14 protein-coding genes are annotated in these 18,729 nt (G+C 38.1%); 1 reads left to right on the plus strand and 13 read right to left on the minus strand.

The window, feature by feature from the left end; translation table 11 throughout:
• Positions 1–35: 35 nt before the first annotated feature.
• Complete coding sequence (locus tag ACRD69_RS11005) at positions 36–224, minus strand: cold-shock protein (protein WP_430815136.1); 189 nt, start codon at positions 222–224, stop codon at positions 36–38.
• Between the two features lie 313 nt (positions 225–537).
• Positions 538–1,668, minus strand: coding sequence for a DUF1214 domain-containing protein (locus ACRD69_RS11010; protein ID WP_430815137.1), 1,131 nt, complete (start codon positions 1,666–1,668; stop codon positions 538–540).
• A 239-nt stretch (positions 1,669–1,907) separates the two neighbouring features.
• Between ACRD69_RS11010 and ACRD69_RS11015 the strand changes: the two genes are divergently transcribed.
• Positions 1,908–2,873: a helix-turn-helix transcriptional regulator gene (locus ACRD69_RS11015; protein WP_430815138.1), complete on the plus strand. Its 966-nt coding sequence runs from the start codon at positions 1,908–1,910 to the stop codon at positions 2,871–2,873.
• 29 nt (positions 2,874–2,902) lie between these two features.
• On the opposite strand, the gene ACRD69_RS11020 is transcribed toward ACRD69_RS11015, so the two are convergent.
• The 11 genes from ACRD69_RS11020 to ACRD69_RS11070 all read right to left on the minus strand — a co-directional run bounded on the left by ACRD69_RS11020 (position 2,903) and on the right by ACRD69_RS11070 (position 18,699).
• Positions 2,903–3,007: a hypothetical protein gene (locus ACRD69_RS11020; protein ID WP_430815139.1), complete on the minus strand. Its 105-nt coding sequence runs from the start codon at positions 3,005–3,007 to the stop codon at positions 2,903–2,905.
• Between the two features lie 230 nt (positions 3,008–3,237).
• On the minus strand, positions 3,238–6,045 hold the full coding sequence (locus tag ACRD69_RS11025) for a M16 family metallopeptidase (protein WP_430815140.1): 2,808 nt from the start codon (positions 6,043–6,045) through the stop codon (positions 3,238–3,240).
• A gap of 309 nt (positions 6,046–6,354) precedes the next feature.
• Positions 6,355–6,732 carry an HU family DNA-binding protein gene (locus ACRD69_RS11030; RefSeq protein ID WP_430815141.1) on the minus strand — a complete coding sequence of 126 codons (378 nt, stop codon included), beginning with the start codon at positions 6,730–6,732 and terminating at the stop codon, positions 6,355–6,357.
• An 88-nt stretch (positions 6,733–6,820) separates the two neighbouring features.
• The gene (locus ACRD69_RS11035) at positions 6,821–7,018 is read right to left on the minus strand and encodes a hypothetical protein (RefSeq protein ID WP_430815142.1); all 198 of its coding nucleotides are present in this window, start codon (positions 7,016–7,018) and stop codon (positions 6,821–6,823) included.
• The gene (locus tag ACRD69_RS11040; protein ID WP_430815143.1) at positions 7,015–8,259 is read right to left on the minus strand and encodes a thioredoxin family protein; all 1,245 of its coding nucleotides are present in this window, start codon (positions 8,257–8,259) and stop codon (positions 7,015–7,017) included. Before ACRD69_RS11040 ends, ACRD69_RS11035 begins: the two co-directional genes overlap by 4 nt.
• Positions 8,260–8,317: 58 nt before the next feature.
• A complete protein-coding gene (locus ACRD69_RS11045; protein WP_430815144.1) occupies positions 8,318–11,023 on the minus strand; it encodes an insulinase family protein in 2,706 nt (901 codons plus the stop codon).
• Positions 11,024–11,041: 18 nt separating this feature from the next.
• On the minus strand, positions 11,042–12,340 hold the full coding sequence (locus ACRD69_RS11050) for a thioredoxin family protein (protein ID WP_430815145.1): 1,299 nt from the start codon (positions 12,338–12,340) through the stop codon (positions 11,042–11,044).
• A gap of 225 nt (positions 12,341–12,565) precedes the next feature.
• The gene (locus ACRD69_RS11055; protein WP_430815146.1) at positions 12,566–13,894 is read right to left on the minus strand and encodes a thioredoxin family protein; all 1,329 of its coding nucleotides are present in this window, start codon (positions 13,892–13,894) and stop codon (positions 12,566–12,568) included.
• A 539-nt stretch (positions 13,895–14,433) separates the two neighbouring features.
• Positions 14,434–15,912, minus strand: a complete 1,479-nt coding sequence (locus tag ACRD69_RS11060) for a hypothetical protein (RefSeq protein ID WP_430815147.1) — start codon at positions 15,910–15,912, stop codon at positions 14,434–14,436.
• Positions 15,913–16,098: 186 nt separating this feature from the next.
• On the minus strand, positions 16,099–17,211 hold the full coding sequence (locus tag ACRD69_RS11065; RefSeq protein ID WP_430815148.1) for a hypothetical protein: 1,113 nt from the start codon (positions 17,209–17,211) through the stop codon (positions 16,099–16,101).
• A 75-nt stretch (positions 17,212–17,286) separates the two neighbouring features.
• Complete coding sequence (locus tag ACRD69_RS11070) at positions 17,287–18,699, minus strand: RagB/SusD family nutrient uptake outer membrane protein (protein ID WP_430815149.1); 1,413 nt, start codon at positions 18,697–18,699, stop codon at positions 17,287–17,289.
• Between the last annotated feature and the right edge of the window lie 30 nt (positions 18,700–18,729).

The raw sequence follows: 18,729 nt of genomic DNA on the forward strand, positions 1-18,729 counted from the left end.
TCCCCTCTTCTCGATACAAATAAAACGTTATATAGTTATACTACTTTCACATTAACGGCATTTAAACCTTTTCTACCTTCTTGCAGATCAAATTCTACCTCGTCACCTTCGTTGATTTCGTCAATTAACCCTGAAACGTGCACAAAATGCTCTTTACCATTATCTTCAGTGATAAAACCGAAACCTTTTGAGTCATTGAAGAATTTTACTTTTCCTTTATTCATTTTTATTTATATTGAAGTTATAATTCATCGACAAACATACTCTAATTATTTGACATTCAATTGTTATTTAATGAAATAGTGCTATAAAGTACAATAATTAACACACAAAGCTGATCTGCAAACACTTGTAACGGGTGATATTTAAAGTTTAACTGACTTATTAAAGAAGATTTGAGAAAACCAGGTATTCTAAGACAATCTCTGTAAATTTTACAAGCTTATAAATTCAGATCTTGAGTTTAAAAAACCACCATTAAACACAATGGTCTACAGGTTGTCATTCGTTACCTTGATATTCTGGATATTAAAGTATTTACTCCACCTTATGTATCTTAGGAAATACCAGATCACCTTTGGGTTCATAAACTCTAAATACTCCGTAAAAGTTCTTTCCATTCGAAGGTAAAGCATTTTCACCTAATCCATTAGGGTTAATTCGAATGGTTATTGTTCCATCTTGATTCATCTTAGCTTTATACGAACTAATAACATACTTGTTTTGATCGTTAGGTATCAGGTATCTGTCTTCCATATTATAAATTGTCAAAGACCAATATCCCTTTTCATTTCTTATAAATGATTCTGCAGGCACAACAATCTCATAACTATCTTCACCATTAAGAGGTTCCCCAAACTGATCTTGAATATATTGTGCATAATCCACAACGTATGCCTGAGTTCCCAATTGACCAAGAAACACACCTGCACTTCTATCTAAGTCACCAACTCCCTCGTATTTAGAACCAAACAAATTCCTTCCATTAGATACTTTCATGGAATAATCTACAATCGCCTTCTCGCCCACAGCTATCTCTTCATCAGTAAACTTGGGAATAATAAATGGTTTATTTCCTCCACCTCCTTCAATGGTTATTTGTTCTGCCAGTTTCAATACTTCATCTTCATTGTCTATAACAACCTGTCTGGTAAATGCAAGTCCCTGATTTGTATGCAACACTATCTCATATGAGTCTTCTATGGGATTTTTTTGGTGAGGAAGTTTAACAACAACAGGCTTCTCAGGACTTACAATAACATTCATGAAATGATGCATATCAAAAATTGATAATGAGTAATACCTGTTGTACTCAGGCATAGTAATTACAACCGGTTCCTCCGAAATATTAAACCAGGAATAACTATAATTAACATCAGCCTGAGGGGTTATAACTGTTCTGTCTTCCGGACTAACGAGTCCTGTTATTTGCCATTCTCCTGATGTGTGATTCTGCTCCCACTTATCTCGCATTTCTGCTTGTTTAATGGCAGGATACCAATGAATATATTCGCTAATACGATGATTGCTAACCGACTTTTCATCCTGGGCCAGCATATCGTTTGCAAAAACAATTAATAGAATCACTACTAACTTTGTTAGCAAATTATTTCTGCAGCTTAGCTTTCTCTTCAATTGTTCGACTGTATTATTCTTTACTGTTTTCATTTCGTTTCTTTTTAGTTTTTAATTACATTACAAAGTTGTAAGTATCAAGATCCTTAGAATTGTAAAAAACAATACACCAATTGTACAAATTGACATTATAAAAATCAGGTAGAAATAAATAAGCTAAAAATTACTGGTTCACATCGGACCTTAAGTGTTTGATCATGTAAAATACACACAAGAACTTTTCCATATTATTACTTGCAGGTCCTTCAACTAAAAATCAAACGAAGAATTTAATGAGGCATTTTGAACTCAGTTTTATCGATTCTAAAAAATCAATTTTAGACCAATTACAACTCATATTCCCCAATGGTCTGATAACAACGCATGGCTATAATTTTATATCCGACATTGATGAGTTTAATTACGAAGTCATTGATTTTTTAGGAGATATTCATTTTGTCCTGTGCGAATGTCAGTTTGGTATAGACACTACTATTACAGTCAAGCCTAATCAATTAAAATCTTTGGTTATTAGATTTATTTTAGAGTCGAATATTCAATACGGAAATGAATCAACTGCTATTGGAGAGGGGAAAGAAAATGGAGCTAGTTTATTTAATACATATACAGAACAAACAATTGTAATTCACAAAAATAAGAGCATAAAATGGCTTGCTATTCATATACCTATTGATAAATGGAATTCTTTTACGGAATCTAAGTGGTCAAGCTTGAACACAATCATTGAGAATACATCTCCCTGGGTTCTTTTTGAAAATATGAGCCCAAAATATTCCAAACTAATAAAAGATATTTTTTCATATCAGAAACTTGATATTGGTAAAAAGGGATTAATCTCCGCCAAATCTATTGAACTAAGTACACTTTTCTTTTTACAGCTATATAAGCGTAGTGATAATGAAGAAAAGTACGGCATACCTGATGTTGAGTTAAGTAAACTCTTCGAAATTAAAGAGCTATTATCAAAATCTCTTGAATCACCTCCTGATATTGAAACATTAAGTACTTCGTTTGCCATGTCAGAGAGTAAACTAAGAGCTAACTTTAAAAAGGTATTTGGTATGCCACCATATCAATATTTGATGGCAGAGCGTTTAAACGAAGCATATCGATTACTGGAGTCGACTTCACGCTCGCTAATAGATATTGCTCTTTCATTAGGCTTTAACGACCAAAGTCATTTCACTAAAAGCTTTAAAAAGACCTTTAATTGCTTGCCTAGTAATGTACGACATTAATTATTGTCTGATATGACTACGGAAGACCTTTAAACGATATCAAACATCAACAGGATAAAGGCAATACACATATTCCACACACTTAATCGTCGTATGCCCTTATCAAGACCAAGTGTTAACGATAAAGTTGCCATGCCCTTAATGGCAATTCATATCTTTCTTATATTGTTGAAAACTAATATATAAAAAAGGTATAAAACCACCTCCCCTCTCCTTTGCTAGGAGGAGAGCTGATTTACAGCTTGCAAATTACTATAATTGTGAACCTTGAGATCTTTCCGAACACTCAAAGGTAATACCCTTAAATTAAAACCCACAATGTCGTTAGCAACACCATGGGTTTTAAACTAACACAAATAAACCTCTATTCTTCTGGCAAGAACAGTACCTCAACTGTATCGGCCTTTTTCAGGAACTTCCTGGCGGCCTTTTCAATATCAGCGGTGCTCACCTTATCTACTATATCATCCAAATAATCAGGTTCCAATATATTTTCTCCTGAATCATACCAGGTTAGTAAGGCAGACATCCAATATGAATTGTACTCTGTTTTATTTTGACTGTTCTTCTGCATATTTAAGACCACTTTATCAAGATCAGTCTGTTCCACCTTCTTCTGTATCACATTAAGCTCTTTATATACGAGCGCTTTCAAATAGTCAGCCCTTTCAGGATCACAATCAAAACTAATATTCAGGCTGTTTGTCACTTGTGGAATGCGCGATGTAGATGCTTTTACACCTACACCATATGTGCCTCCCTCTTTTTCACGGATGTTTTCGGTATAGCGCAGGTTCAGTATGGAACCCAATATCGAATGATAAATAATGTTTTCCCGTGAATACCTGGTACCTGCTTTCATTTGTATCACAACTGTTGCCTTAGGTTCTTCCATTGGCACTAAAATCCGGTGCATGTTTTTACCCTTTGGAAAATAGGAACCATTATTGACCCAGGTCTCTCTGTCGGCTGTGCTGCTTAAAGAAGCAATGTACTTTTCAACCATTGGCTTAAGTATTTCGGCATCAACATCTCCGACAATAAAAAAAGTGAAATCACCAGCATTGGCAAAGCGTTCATCGTATATCTGCTTCATCCGCTCAAAGTTGATCTGATCAATATAATCCTCATCGAATTTTAGTGAACGTGGATTTCCATTGGCCATTATAACCTTCATGGTATCGCTCATTATTGTTTGAGCAGTTACAACCTTGTTCTTAAGTCGCTCCCTGGCCCGTTCTTTCAGGTTATCAAACTTTTCTTCATCAAAGCGAGGTTCGTTAAAGCGCATATACATTAACTGGAACATGGTTTCAATATCTTCAGGTGTTGACGCCCCCATGATCGACTCTGTAAAACTGCCCAGTTTATAACTGCATTGAGCAGTCTTCCCAGTTAAAACTTTACCCAACTGCACCGGATCATATTGTCCTAAGCCAAAGCCACTCACATAGCTGGCAGCTGCACTGACCGAAGGCAGGTCATCAGGCTGGTACAGGCTGGTACCTCCATAACTGACCGCTCTTAAGCTAACACTACGTTTTTGATAATCGGCAAAACGATACACCACCCTGATACCATTGGATAGTGTCCATTCTGTCGCACTAAAAGCATCAAGTGGTTTCTCTGAAACAATCTTTCCGCCCTGAGGAGTTGATTTTAAAAGTGATGAATTTACCGGTGTATTATCAACATATGGTTCCAGGTCTTTGGCTTCAATACGGGCAATAATGGCTTCAATATCTTGTTGCGACATATGGTTCAACCCCTCTTCTTCAGGACCTATAACCGTATATACCCTGTTTAGATCGCGCAAATAGGCAGTAGCTGCGCCTGAAACCTCTTCGAGACTGATGCCAGGTACAATCTCTTTAACAAACCGATAGCTGAACTCAGGGTCAGGCGATGATCTGTTATTAAGGAAATCTGCTTTTATGGCATTACAGTATGACTCTGTGGTTTTCTCATCTCTTCTTTTATAAGCATTTTCAGCCGATACTAAACTGTTGGTTTTTCTTCGCTCAAGCTCACCTGCAGTAAACCCATGGTTTATAACCCGCTGCAACTCGGTATATACTGTTTCAAATGCCTCAGCTTCTTTACCTTTTTTGGCACTAACGCTTACTTTGAATGTTTTATAGCCTCTTGCCAGGGAACTGAATCCGATACTTGCACGATCAAAAGGTGCATCCCCTTTTTGTGCTATTTCCCTGATGCGGGCATTAATAAGTGAACTAAAATAACCGTCCACCAATGATTGTCGCCACGAACCAATCGTATTGTCAGACTTATCTTCATAACGAACACTTAAGGCAATGTTTATGGAACTTACTTCATTGTCTGTTGCCAGCACATAAAGCGGTTCCGGATTATCAGGTATAATCACTGTGTTACGTTCTTTGGGATTTTCAACTGCCGGAATGGGCGAAAACAAATCAATTATCTTTCTTTCTATGACATCAGTATCTACGTTACCCACCACGGCGATAGCCTGAAGATCGGTTCGGTACCAATCGTGATAAAAATCCCTTAATTCTTTGGGTTTGAAGTTTTTTATAACATCCAGTTCGCCAATAACATCCCGGTAGGCATATATGGAACCGTTGTAAATGGTCGGTCCTGTTTTTCTGCGTATTCTGAATCCTGCATTGCGTCGTGTTCTCCATTCTTCAGATATAACACCCCGTTCTGCATCTATTTCATCCACATCCAATAAAAGCTCATTACTCCAGTCTCTTAAGATCAGCAGGCAAGAGTCTATTAATTCTTTATTTGCAGATGGTACATTGTTAATATTGTACACGGTTTCGTTTTGTGCCGTATAGGCATTCAGATCTTTTCCAAATTTGACACCATTCCGTTCCAGCATATCTATTAAGCTGTTTCCCGGAAATGTTTTAGTACCGTTAAAAGCCATGTGTTCCAGAAAATGCGCTAATCCATCCTGTTCTTCGTTTTCAAGCACAGCACCTACATTCTGGTAGATGTAAAAGTTAACCCGGTCTTCGGGTTTGTTATTATGGCATATGTAGTAAGTAAGTCCATTGGGTAATACGCCTTTTTTAATGGCTGCATTTAGAGGTACCTGTTGCGTTAAATCAGTAAATTGTTGCGACAGTAATGATGTCCAGCTTACTATTAAGCTGATAATAAAAATGGTTGTTTTGTACATTATTGTTGTTCTTGGGTGATCAATAAAAACTAAGTTCACTTATCTGTTTCTATACTTGTATTTATGGGCAAATTAAGCTGTGACAGCATACACCTGTTCACTCACATTCACCGGCCTTTTTTTAACTCCTCTCGTTGGTATCTGACTCACAATTAAAAAGAATATGATTATTGATGACAGCATGTACTACCTGAAAGGTTTAAGCTTTTGAGCTGAAAGGTAGTACCTTTGGCATTGAAAGGTTTAACCTTTTAAGACGAAGGCTTAAACCTTTTGAGCGCAAAGGTTTAAGCTTTCAAAAGGTGTATATTATTCTTTTTCAAATTTGATCTTTTCAATGCCGTCACGCAGTGAGGTAGCAGCTCTGAACCCTATACCTGTGCTTCGCACATTTAATGCTGTTACTTGCTCCGGAGTCTCACTCCCCTCACTGGAAACACGTAAACTTAACGTGCCTACATCTTCAATTGACACATTGTAACCAAGGGTTATATATTTGGCAATAAGCTCAGAAAGTGTTATTAAAACACCACGGACATCAGCTTTACTTAATGATGTCAGCTCCACAATCTCAGTCTCCAGCTGTGTCCGCTTTATGGTCCCTGTACGAACAGGTAGTATATAGTACTTTTTCTCACCCCTCTTTTGAGGATTGCTTCTCTCCTGCACTTTAAACTTTACTGTCATAACTTATACGGTTTAATGTGTTTTAGTAATATTTGTAAAGAAGAGGCCTTATCATCGGCTTAAAACCTCTACTTCAGCCTGTTTTGTCTTATTTGACTTTACAGGCCATTGCTTTTAATAATCGCTCCGGTATACCCGATGAGGGCTTGGGAGCATTATTAATTATCAGCTTTCCATCCGGGTTTATAATGGCAAAATGAGGCACTCCGGTTAAAGCCAACTGCAAACTGGTCTCTGTCCATTCAGGATTATGCAGTTGGGTTATTGCGCATTTCTCACCTCTCACCTCTCTCTTCTCTCTTCAGCCCTTTCCTTCATCTTTGCAAACTGCTTTATCCGTTTTTCTTTGAGAATCTCATATGTCTTGCGGGCTTCTTTTGCTTCCTTTTTCAAGCCAAGTTTATCGGCTGTTAAGGCAATGTATCCGTAAATATTATAGTCCCTGAACTCTTTCTTCCTTTCCTCCTGCAATTCTTTGTACCTCTTCAAAATGATGGCCAATAAATGTTTATCATCACATTCCTGAACGATGTATGCAAAAATGTCGAGACAGCCATTCCTGGCATATGGGAACTTAAATCCCACAGCGGCATTCATGGCGTAGTAAGCCTTCTCCCACTGTTCGTTTTTCAGCAATTCATAAATATATACCAGGGAATGAATGTACTCCAGATTCTGGAGTGACCTCAGGGATTTGAGGTTTGACTTCACCAATGCAAGTTTGTCATCATCAATGGGCAAAACATAGCTGAATTCCTTTTCCTGCACCCTTACACTGAACAGACTCTTCATTTCAGCATACACACAGTATTTAATTCTATTTTCAAGACTGATTTTGTCAACATATGGCAGTTTATAGAACCTATACCTGTTTTGTATGATATATTGTACATAGCCATAGTTAAGCTTATCGATGTATTTACTGTAGAGTTCCCAGCATTCCTTATCCGTTAATTTAAAATCTTCACCACCGTTTCTGAACAGCTCATCAAGCACATCGTACACTTGTTGATCCCTGGCACCATCACCCAGAGCAGCAGCATAGCTTAACATAAATTCCTGGTCCCTTTCCCCGCTGTCATAGCGTTTTTGTAAACTTACCAAACCTTGATTGTTCAGACCCTTTTGAGCTTCTGCAATCAGCACATCAGCAGTTTTATAACCCACCACATTGTGAACCACCTGACCTGTATTGGGATTGATATAAAGTAAGGTCGGATAGCCCCTTACCTCACCCTTGTACTCTTTATTGAAAGCTATGCCATTGGGTTCTTCCATATCGTACTTGACATTAATAAAGTGTTGATTATAAAATTCTCCAATAGCTTTTTGCGGAAAAACGTTTTCATTTAATTTCCTGCATGGCCCACACCATTTGGTATAGCAATCCACAAAAATGTATTTATCCATTTCCCTGGCTTTCTTAATGACCTTGTCCCACTTTGGATTAAGGGTAAATTCTATTCCCTGGCTTCGGGCTGTTTGAGCCGCAATAAAAACAGTTAGTGCAATGATTAAGAATCTCATCAGTATGTATTTTTTAATAATGAATTATTGTATTTAGTCATCAGCCTTAGCAGGGTGATCAATTAATTAAAGTGACTGAAGGCTGTGCAAGCATGTTTTGCACAAAGTCATTTAGCTCCCGGGAGCTAATACTTTCTATGGTGCTTTTTACCTCTTTATCGGCCCATAAACGCCCCTTGGTTTTAAGCTGGTAGTTGAAGAAATCCAGTCGCTCCTTTTCGGCATTCCATGAATCGAGGTAGCGGTTCCACTCTCTGTTTTTCAGGCCTCTCAGCTCCTCCTCATGGATACCATTCTCTTTGACATCGTCACAAATCCGGTTTAATACCTGTAAGGATTGATCTCTTAGTTCGGGCACTATTTTATAGCGGATACTTGTTGTGGTAAAGGCATGCGGCTCCTTTCCTGAGTATGAACTGCTACCCCAGGCGTATACCAGGCCTTCTTCGTTGCGCAGTATGCGCAGACACTGGCGGTTCATGTACTCTTCAAACATACCATTGAGCAGGTAATTTTTCAGGCTCCACTCAGCTTGATGCATTTTATAAAGGCGATTGACATTCAAGGTTTTCGCTCTTGCCTTTTCTGATTTTATTATCATATTCGACTCCGGCAACCATGATTGCCCCTGACCTGCAGATAGTGTCCCTTTAACAGGAATACTCCCCATCCACGATATCATTTTTTCTATATCTGTTTCTCCCTGAATACATATAGTTGTATTCGCAGGGTTATTAAGCCTGTTGAAATAGTCCTCAAGCTCTTTTTTTGAAAGTATCTTTCTGTCTCCCGGTGCAGGTGTTGGAAGAACTTCTGAACCAGTCATAAAAAAATAGTATGTATTCTTATTCGGCTTTATATCAGCCTTGTCATTAAAGCGATCAAGATTCTTTTGGTACTCGAAATCGCTAATACCAATGCCTTTATAATACAGGTTTAGGTAAGGCCATAAGAAGCTTGTGTTATCCAAGCTCCAATTAATTTTACAAGTTATCGTTCTTTCTCCTAACCGAGGATGAATACCACTATGTAATCCCCAATCGAATAGTTGCTTATCCAAAAACTCCTTATCCACCCCTGACACACTATCAATGTTTACAGTCGAAAACAGACGCATAAACTCCCTGTATTGAGCTGGAACATGCTGAATACCGTTGTCGATGCTTATCAAAAGTGATTTCTCGCGGCTATTTCTCAGCCACACCAATTTCATCCCATTAGATAAGGTGTATGTATATACTCCGTTTTCCAGTATTTTTTCATTTAATACATATGATGTATATTCTTTAGAAGCTTTTACCGGTAACATTTTCCTGTTTTTGGGTTCCGGACGTTTAAAACGTATCTTTTGGGGAACACCTAATTCAACGTTTGCTTCCGGTTTGTTGCTTGATGAATCCAGCACCTTCAGCATTTTCGATTCCCATGCCTTTCCGTAATCCGGAAATTCGGCCACCATGCCCAATGTTTGGTTAAAGATGGTAATAGCAGCTTCTTTAATATCAGCAGGGTTAAGTGATGTACCCTCATTATTTACCAGCTTCTTAAAATACTTCGGTTGCGTAAAGGGCCTGTCATGGGTAAAAAAGCGGAATACATTGGATAAGACCGTATTAAGCACTGGTACTGTATCAATTTTCATGGCATTAGTATAAACAGACGGATACTCTTTCCAAACCTGGTCTATTAATCGCTGATCCGCACCTTTGTACTTCAGGTGTGATATGGTGTTGCCAATGGTTTCTAACTTTGTGCGAAAATCAGCCGAGTCCTTACAAGTAAAACTAACAACAATGCCTGGATTGATACCATGTCCGATATTTACTTTAAAATCCCGTTTTTGCTCAAGCGCGCCTTTCAATAAATTACCTGTCATCTCATGCGCCAAGGATTTGTGCAGATCTTCCTTATTTCTTACTCCTGAGCGTTGATAACGATAGTTGACTGTTGCATTGATCTTGTTTGTATTGTGACGAGAAGCATATAAATCGATATTGCTTTCGTTTATTGGTAAAAAAGCTTTTGGTAATGCCGAATCAACCACACACCTGGTATGCGAGAAAGCTTTAATGAGCTGTTGTTCCATCTGATCAAGCGGTTCATTTCCGGCCATAACCAAGGCAATGTTTTCAGGACGGTACCATTTACGGTAAAATTGATTCAGCTTTTCTCCTGTAATAGCAGCAATCTGTGCCGAGTCGCCTAATGTTCGGTGATGCTCAAAATAGCCTCCTGAATAATTTTTATTTGGTGAATTGGCGTAGGATGTCTCAGTTTCTTTCAATATAACCTGGCGCTCTATTTCGATGGCTTCCTCATTAAAAACCATTCCGGAAATCACCCCGTTGATGAAATTGATCATTTCGCCCTGCGTTTCATCATCTCCTATGGGGTAAATAAATTTATATACCGTAGTATATTCACTGGTAAACGCTTGCCAGTCGTTATAAATATTCAGGCCCCCACGATTAACAAAATCGAGGGTCTTATCTTTACCATTATACCCCGGCACCGATTTAAAACACATGTGTTCCAGAAAGTGAGCACAACCTATTTCATCCTGTGTTTCGTATAAACTACCTGTATTGACAACCATGCCCAATGATGCTTTGCCTTTGACCCATGGTGTTTTTAAAACATAGTATTTAATTCCATTGGGCAAAATACCTTCTGCTCCATTGTTTATAACCGGGTAATCATTGCTTTTCCGGCACGATACCAGACCTAATGCTAAAAGACCAAATAATACTATCAACTGCTTCATTGTGATCATTTTTTTGAATTACAAAACAATGGTTTTACCGGCCTTCATATCACTCAGCTGGTTTTGATACACCTCTTTTCGTTTATCATTTGTATTTAACTGAATCGACTTTTCCTTTAGCTCAATGCCCTGCTTTCTATCGCCATACAGATACATAACATTGGCATAAAAATCGATGTTGGTGGCCTCATCGGGCATAAGGTCATAAACAGTATATGCCCATTTAAGTATCAGCTCTTTTTCATGGTCACTTTCAATGTATCGTGCAAATTCAGTGGCCATTCTCATAAGGTCTTGCGACTTGCGTGCGGCAGCTGTAATAATGATTCTTCCATTGGAAGCGCCATTAATAACTGTTCTTGCATTATATGTACTTTTTAAATGGGCAATGTCTAAGCTGTTGTAGAACCTCTCAATAACAGGCAGCTGAAGTGCCTTATAGGCTGCGCCATTTCCTGTCTGGTAATAATAACTAGTTAGTAACTGCTGGGCTTTACCTTCTTTTTTGCTTCCTCTTTCAAGAATGACATCTATTAAAGCAGAGTCCTTTTCCTGCACTGCATATTCAAAAGTTTGTTGCTCCAGTTGCTTTGACAAAGATTGATAGGTCTGACGAATATCTTTACGTACCACCTGTCGCCAGTTATCACTTAAGAAGTTTTCCTGAATAATACGATCTGCTTTACCTCCGTAGATAATGGCCTTGGCATGTTTCGCCAATAATAAAGCCATTTCCTTGTCTGACCCCTGCATTGTGGTTTGTATACTCAAGTAATGTTCTAACACTGGCGTATAATTAACTGCGCGTGTTTCATGTAACTTATCCAGGTACAGTGCGACCAACTCTTCATTGTCCTTTTCCAGTTTGTAACGTTCGGCAAGCCGCCCAATATTGTTGGGGTCGTCGGCATATTCCTTGGCTTGTTTCACAAGCTTCATAAAAGCATCAACTGACTTTGAGCCCTTCTCGCGTAATAAGACCACTCCTTTTGAGTCGAGAAACACGTAACCGGGAAGCCCCACAATGGCATATTTCTTTTGTATGTCAGGGCCATTGCCTCTTTCAACATCTATTTTTATGGCAATCAAATGCTCATCAAAATATTGTCCAACTTGTTCATCCAGAAATGTATTTTTTTCCATCCATTTACAAGGGGCACACCAGGTGGTATAGGCATCAATAAATAATATCTTACCACTTTCTTGTGCTTTATTAAAGGCAGCATTAAAACCATCTTTTTCGAAGCTGATGCCCTGACTAATGCTTAATTGCGTTACTGCAAATAACAGTATCGCCAGCGTTATTGTATTTTTCATCGTTTGTTTATTAAACCATTTTATAAGCCGGCCAACGGCAAGCAGGGAGAAGTTTTTGGTATTAAACCAATTCCATTCACCATTATGCGACTGCCTGTTCGGTATCTGACTCCATGCATTTAAACACCCACCCAATGACAAAAAGGCACTGGATGGGCTGGGGAATCACTACGACATCATCCCTTGCCGAGATATGAACGACACCATAGCGAGGATTCTGTTTATTTATAATGCTTGTCGCATTTGTTCAAGTTCTGTTTTTACCACTTTCCTGCCTCTGTCATTGGAGGACATCATATTTAAAGCTGCCTCTTTTAAAGCAATGGCCTCATGGTAGTGCTTCCGTACAAACAAAACATCTGCTTCAAACGACGGTAAACGAAAATCATTTGGCATTAACTGCTTTCCATAATCTATCCAAGGGGCGGTTGCCTTACAGTCTTTCTTGGAGCGACATGCTGAAAGGTATGACTTTGCTACCTTTAGCAGTATGGAGGTAATCTGCTCGGCATTAGCGTAACGTAAACGCTTTTTCTGTGCTTCTATAATGTAACTGCCCGCCTGACTTTTGTTTTTTTCGCAAAAGGCATCGTAGGCCGCTTTATCTTTGGCTTGTATATCTTTTACCGACCGGGTGTTTAGCAATTCATTTAAATATAATCTGGCCTGCTTTTTAAGAGCTTTTGATTCTCCTTTCAACTCCAGCAACTCAATGGTCCAATAATCATTATTTATTAAGCCATCGCTATTCGGATTTTGTCTATTCCAACGCTCCATAAATAACTCATAGGTCTTACTATCATTATTTGCGAGTGCGTACTGCCTTGTGCGCATTATCATATCCTTCTTCAGTTGTTTGAGTGTCTCCTCTTCACGCCGGGTGGCAATGTCAAAAAACTCATCGTAATTAGCATCCAAAATGCGCTCTGCCTCACCTCCACAAATGAGGAACCTCCTGTTGTTAAGTAAAAACTCCATCATCTCGAAATAGCTTTCCTTCATGTCCTTTTGTACTTTGAGGTAGTCGTTAATAGCATCATAAGGTGCTTCCTTTTGTTGCTTTTGTACCTGAATGTATCGCTTAAGGAACTCTGGATCACTTTTTCCTGCTGCATAATTCTTTTTCAACTCCAGAAAACTGTTCGGGTCACTAATTGCATCCATTGCATATTGTGCTTCGCTAAGCAACTCATCAGCACTAATAGCACCTACCACACGGTGTAAAACTTCTCCCTGGGGGTTAAAAAACAGCAAGGAAGGGTAAGCATTCACCTTATTTTTGCGAGCCAGCTCTTTCCCTTCTGCTTCAGCATCCATCTTAATACTCACAAAATGCCGATTAAAAAACTCTCCAACCTGCTTTTGAGTAAAAACATGCTTGCTTAAGGACTTGCAAGGTCCACACCATTGGGTGTAGAAATCGATAAAGACGAGTTTATCCTGTTCTTCTGCCTTAGCAAGGGTTTCTTTAAATTCTCCCTTGGTGAACTTTATACCCTGGGCACTTATGCTAATAGCAATTAAACAAAGGGCTACTGTTGTTAGTGATTTCATTTTTTCACAATTTGATGATACGCTTGTCGGCGCGACAAAGTATATCCTTCTATTTCTTTACGTTTGATATTATGTCTACTGACTCACCCGAAGCCATTAAGACCCCGGGTAAGCAGTAGAAAACACTCCGACGCGATGAGCGACATAGAGGGTGAGATTTAGGTGATTAACATACCTGCCTGATGCTATTAGCTTTAATTCTAATGGGCACCATGACAAGCAAGCTCTATTTGTATGTGATCATTATGATATTGTTTGCTCTATAACACTGAATAAAATACTGAGAGTGAAGCTGGGTTTGATTTACTATCCTTGAAGCTTAGTGAATAAAAAGATTGGACCCATCATTATTAGACGCTTTCTATTCCTCCACTTTGAAACACTCACCGCATCACTTCTATACACCAATATACAGGAGTAATAACGTGTGCAGAAAATCTACCATTCACAAATTTACATGATCTTTCAGTGGCACTTAAAACAACGTTTCAATCAATACAAGCTACCTTTTGTTTTAATTTTTATTGTGCTACTTCGTGTTATTCATAAATAAAAGAATACTCTTCATACAAATTATACTCTTCCGAGTAACTATTATAGTCTTTTAAAGAATTAATAGTCATATTACCATTGCTATCCGTAGCATAAGCGCCAATAATTTCCGGAATTTGATCTACATATAAATCATGATTAAATCCAAACTCATCCTTATATTCCTGAACTTCTACTACTCCGTATTTCTGCATTAAAAGTATCTCCAAATCGAGATAGCGCGTATTGTAATCGGGATAAAACGGCGGCAAATACTTGTAATGTAACGGATTTGGTATGGGTGAATATTCAACGATAATCGATCGTGTTCTTAACAACCAGGAGTCGGCATGTAAAAATTCACCCGCTGCATTCTGTACATAAGGTAACTCCATAGCAATACCACCACGATGGGGATCCCTACGATAGGTTTTTACCCGTCCATCCTCGTGCCATTCCAATATTTCAACGTCATATTCTGACTCCTCATCCAGGTCGTAAACTTGGGTTAAGCGCTGTTTTTCATCATATTCATAGGCCCACATCTCCCTTAGTTCAGTTGCATAATCGTCTTCAGGATCACCCCACCAGGATTCCACACGTTCAACCATATTAAATTCGTTATGGTAAAACTTATAAGTAATAGGTCTGTATAATTTACCTGTTGCAGTGTTACCAATAGTATACCCATAGATACTATCCAGTAAGTAGGGTTTATCAAAATTATAAGCCATATTAAACTCCCGACTTAAAGATTTTTCACCATACCATTCATTCAACCTGAATACCTTAACAGGTCTTTTCATATCAACCATAACTACCGATATTGATTGAGACCGTACTTCTTCTCGCTCATCTTCAAGTTCAATGGTTAAGGTGTAGTCTTGATTCTTGACCATAGGCTCATTGCAGACAAATGAATAATCATACAAGGCCGTATCTTTTTCAAAGAATCCCTGATCAATGGTTTTACCGTCAAATATAACTTTATATCGTTCCATATTGTAAAGGCCTGTTTCAAATTGGGCACTCAATTCAAACACCTGACTTACCACACCCAAAGTACTTCCGCTTAAACCATTTATGCTAATAGTTGGCTCAGAAAAGCGCTTCACCTCAATTGAAAAGGCTTTATTATAGGTACGCAGATCATTGTCAATGATCTTCACGGTGTAATAAAGAGTTGAGTCAGAATCAGTAATAGCTGTTAAATCAACCTTGTACTCAAACTGAAATATTTGCTGCCCATTGTAATCCGGCACTTCATCAATCACCTCGTAGGTAAGACCATTTAATATTTCTATTTTATTAACACCATTTGGCACTTTCATATCACCTTTTATGTAATAATGGTCAATAGTATCTCTTCGTACTGTTACACTCACATCAGAAGTAGTATCAAAACCCGGATCAGGAAAGGCCGGGTCTTCCTGACAAGCATATAGTATACCCAGTAATGCTATTGATATATAGATTATTTTTTTCATTTTACATTATTTTTTGATTCATAGTAACCCGCCATTAACAGATTACATCTTAAAAAAATCACATTGCTCGTTTAAGTTATTATCATCTTATTAATAGACGTTTGGTAATAACTACCAGCGCCAGTCTATAATATTCCCACGGTGTCACAAGAAAGAACACCGTGGATTGCTATGAAGACTCAAACCCTATTCCCAATCAAAATTATAGTCGAAAAAGTGTTTGGCAGCAGGATTGATCTCATAAATATCAATTCCCATTTTATACAGTTCTTCGATCATCAGTCTCACTCGTTGCACAATAACCTTACCTGTATAATAGCTTTCCAGGTTGTCTGTATTTGTTTCGTAGATTAATAGGTGCAAGAGGTTACGAACATCCCTTTCTTTATCCGGAATGGTTTTGGGTGAGTCTAATCCTAAAATAGTAGTATACATGGTTACATTACCATATACCTTTGTAGCAACAGGCGACGAGTTTGTCAGGACTAAACCCTTGTTTATGTACCATTGAGGTTCATAATACATATATCTTTCATTCCCCCATCCAAATCTGTCCCAAACTGGTGCATCTTCCTCTTCTGCCAAATCATCAACATCCTCCAAATACAAAGCTGCTACCGGCTCAAACAGTTCGGCAGGCAAGAGGTCAATCGCCTTTTTTTCAATTAACAAACTGGAAATAAAACAGTATAACATGGAGTTGCGGTATTTTTTAATACCCGTTACGGCATCCTTATCGAGTCCATGAAGACTTTCATAATTAAACGCAAAGGCCGGCTCATAACCATTTTGTAAAATCGAATAATAATGACCATAATACTCATAGTTATCTGGTTCATGAATATACGGACCATGGCTATACGAATTATAATTGGTTGAACTTGAGCCAATACTGTCTACTATAAATATATGCCTGGGAAAGTAGTTCTTAATAAAATCATTAGCAATCATCTTTCCATTAAGCTCAAGTTGGGGCTTAAAAAAACGAAGCACCATAGAATCAAGCATTCTTAGCCCATAATCAATGCTTTCAGCATTAAACAGCTTTAGGGTATCCTTTTTCCATGTGTCAAGCTCCTGACGTTCTTGCAATGCAAACATAAAGTCGGTTTTGACATCAAAGTCATAGCATATTTTCACGCCATAATCATTATTCCACTTGGCAATAAGATCTTTTGTCATATCCACTTCCTCAGATTTGGGAGCTACCTCATCTAAACCGGATGGGCTTAATGCTTCCTCTTTTTCACAGGAACTGAACAATAGTATTAATCCTAATATATATAGATATTGTTTCATTAATATTTTTTTTTAGATATAAAACTTAAAATTACCAGAACGACTGCATAGACAGATCTTCCGATAAACTATATATCAATAGGTTACCGGCAACTTATCCATTCGTTCATTGTTACGTATCAGCGGATTATTATCCCGCTCATACAATGGTATAGGCAGGGTATAGTTTAAATCCTCCGGTTGTAATTCATAATATTGTGTACTGGAAATTCTACCACTATTATCAGTTATCGAATAGTAATGACCAATTGTTGGGCGGTCTTTCATACGTCTGAGGTCAAACCATCGATGCTGTTCTTCAAAACATAACTCTTTTCGCCGCTCTGTTAGTATCTGCATATGTAGTTCAGGACCTTCCTCTATTACAATGGAACCTTTATTACTATAGCGACTTTCTAGCAAAGTGCGTAAATCACTCGCTGCATCGCCCCCATTATTATACCTTGCTTCAGCACGGTTCAAATACGCTTCAGTTACATGCAAATTACTCTTTCCAAGTGAAGTAAAAGACATCTCTCTTTTAGAAGGATAATAGACTTTAAACAATTTTCCAGGGGCTTCATAGAAAAAATTCCCTAACCTGTTATCATCGGGATGGTAAAGCTCAATTAAATCCTGACTAACACGATATCCCCCTATGTCTAATTGAGTATTAAAACTGTACGAAACTGATTCTCCATAAGAAAAGAGCACACCAGCTTTATTTTCTGCAATATAAACACTGTTCTCCTTCATAAAAGGCAAGTCATTGGATTCAATAACGGCTGTTGCATATTGCTCAGCTTTATCCCACTGTTCCATGTACAAGTAGGTTCGTGACAATAAAAGATCACAGGCTGATACCGTTGGGTGCCATTTCGATTTTTCTACTCCACTTTTTTCAATATATTCTCTGGCTGTTTCCAAATCCCTTATAATCTGTTCATAGCACTCTTTAACACTTGAACGGTTGTATGTTTGCTCAAGGCCGGTGCCCAGTCTTAATGGTACGCCCAGGTCAATGTTTGCTGTAGAGCTATTATAGGGCACCCCGTACAGATTTGTAAGAATAAAGTATTGATAAGCCCTTAAAAAATAGGCTTCACCTATTATATAATCCTTTTCATCCTGTTCGCCAATGGCATCTTCAACCATTTCAATCATATAATTGAAAATTGCAATCTTATTATAACTTGATTCCCAGGTATTATTTGTTTCTACGTGTTCTCCGACATCATCAAGTTCAATTTCCCTTTGCCATGTATATAAAGTCTTACTACCTCTTTTAGTATTGTCTGCAGCAACAGGATACTCATCAAGATTATCCGTCATGAATTCAGTCATTAAGTCTTCAAACTCTGCCAGAAATCTGCTGTTCTTGCCTAACATGGTGGCAGCATAATGTTCAGTGGTGGTAGGTATCAGCTTATCCTGATCCACTTCTTCAAGAAAATCTTTGCAACCCAAAAGAAGGCAGGATAGAAGCAGTATTAATATGTATTTTTTCATTTGTCTAAAAGTTAAATTTCAATTGTCTAT

It is taken from the genome of Carboxylicivirga agarovorans, from assembly GCF_050589845.1.
GTDB lineage: Bacteria > Bacteroidota > Bacteroidia > Bacteroidales > Marinilabiliaceae > Carboxylicivirga > Carboxylicivirga agarovorans.

Excerpts from the sequence above, each read along its gene's own strand:
- ACRD69_RS11005 (WP_430815136.1), bottom strand. The coding sequence starts at position 224 with ATGAATAAAGGAAAAGTAAAATTCTTCAATGACTCAAAAGGTTTCGGT.
- ACRD69_RS11010 (WP_430815137.1), bottom strand. The coding sequence starts at position 1,668 with ATGAAAACAGTAAAGAATAATACAGTCGAACAATTGAAGAGAAAGCTA.
- ACRD69_RS11015 (WP_430815138.1), top strand. The coding sequence starts at position 1,908 with ATGAGGCATTTTGAACTCAGTTTTATCGATTCTAAAAAATCAATTTTA.
- ACRD69_RS11020 (WP_430815139.1), bottom strand. The coding sequence starts at position 3,007 with ATGGCAACTTTATCGTTAACACTTGGTCTTGATAAGGGCATACGACGA.
- ACRD69_RS11025 (WP_430815140.1), bottom strand. The coding sequence starts at position 6,045 with ATGTACAAAACAACCATTTTTATTATCAGCTTAATAGTAAGCTGGACA.
- ACRD69_RS11030 (WP_430815141.1), bottom strand. The coding sequence starts at position 6,732 with ATGACAGTAAAGTTTAAAGTGCAGGAGAGAAGCAATCCTCAAAAGAGG.
- ACRD69_RS11040 (WP_430815143.1), bottom strand. The coding sequence starts at position 8,259 with ATGAGATTCTTAATCATTGCACTAACTGTTTTTATTGCGGCTCAAACA.
- ACRD69_RS11045 (WP_430815144.1), bottom strand. The coding sequence starts at position 11,023 with ATGAAGCAGTTGATAGTATTATTTGGTCTTTTAGCATTAGGTCTGGTA.
- ACRD69_RS11050 (WP_430815145.1), bottom strand. The coding sequence starts at position 12,340 with ATGAAAAATACAATAACGCTGGCGATACTGTTATTTGCAGTAACGCAA.
- ACRD69_RS11055 (WP_430815146.1), bottom strand. The coding sequence starts at position 13,894 with ATGAAATCACTAACAACAGTAGCCCTTTGTTTAATTGCTATTAGCATA.
- ACRD69_RS11060 (WP_430815147.1), bottom strand. The coding sequence starts at position 15,912 with ATGAAAAAAATAATCTATATATCAATAGCATTACTGGGTATACTATAT.
- ACRD69_RS11065 (WP_430815148.1), bottom strand. The coding sequence starts at position 17,211 with ATGAAACAATATCTATATATATTAGGATTAATACTATTGTTCAGTTCC.
- ACRD69_RS11070 (WP_430815149.1), bottom strand. The coding sequence starts at position 18,699 with ATGAAAAAATACATATTAATACTGCTTCTATCCTGCCTTCTTTTGGGT.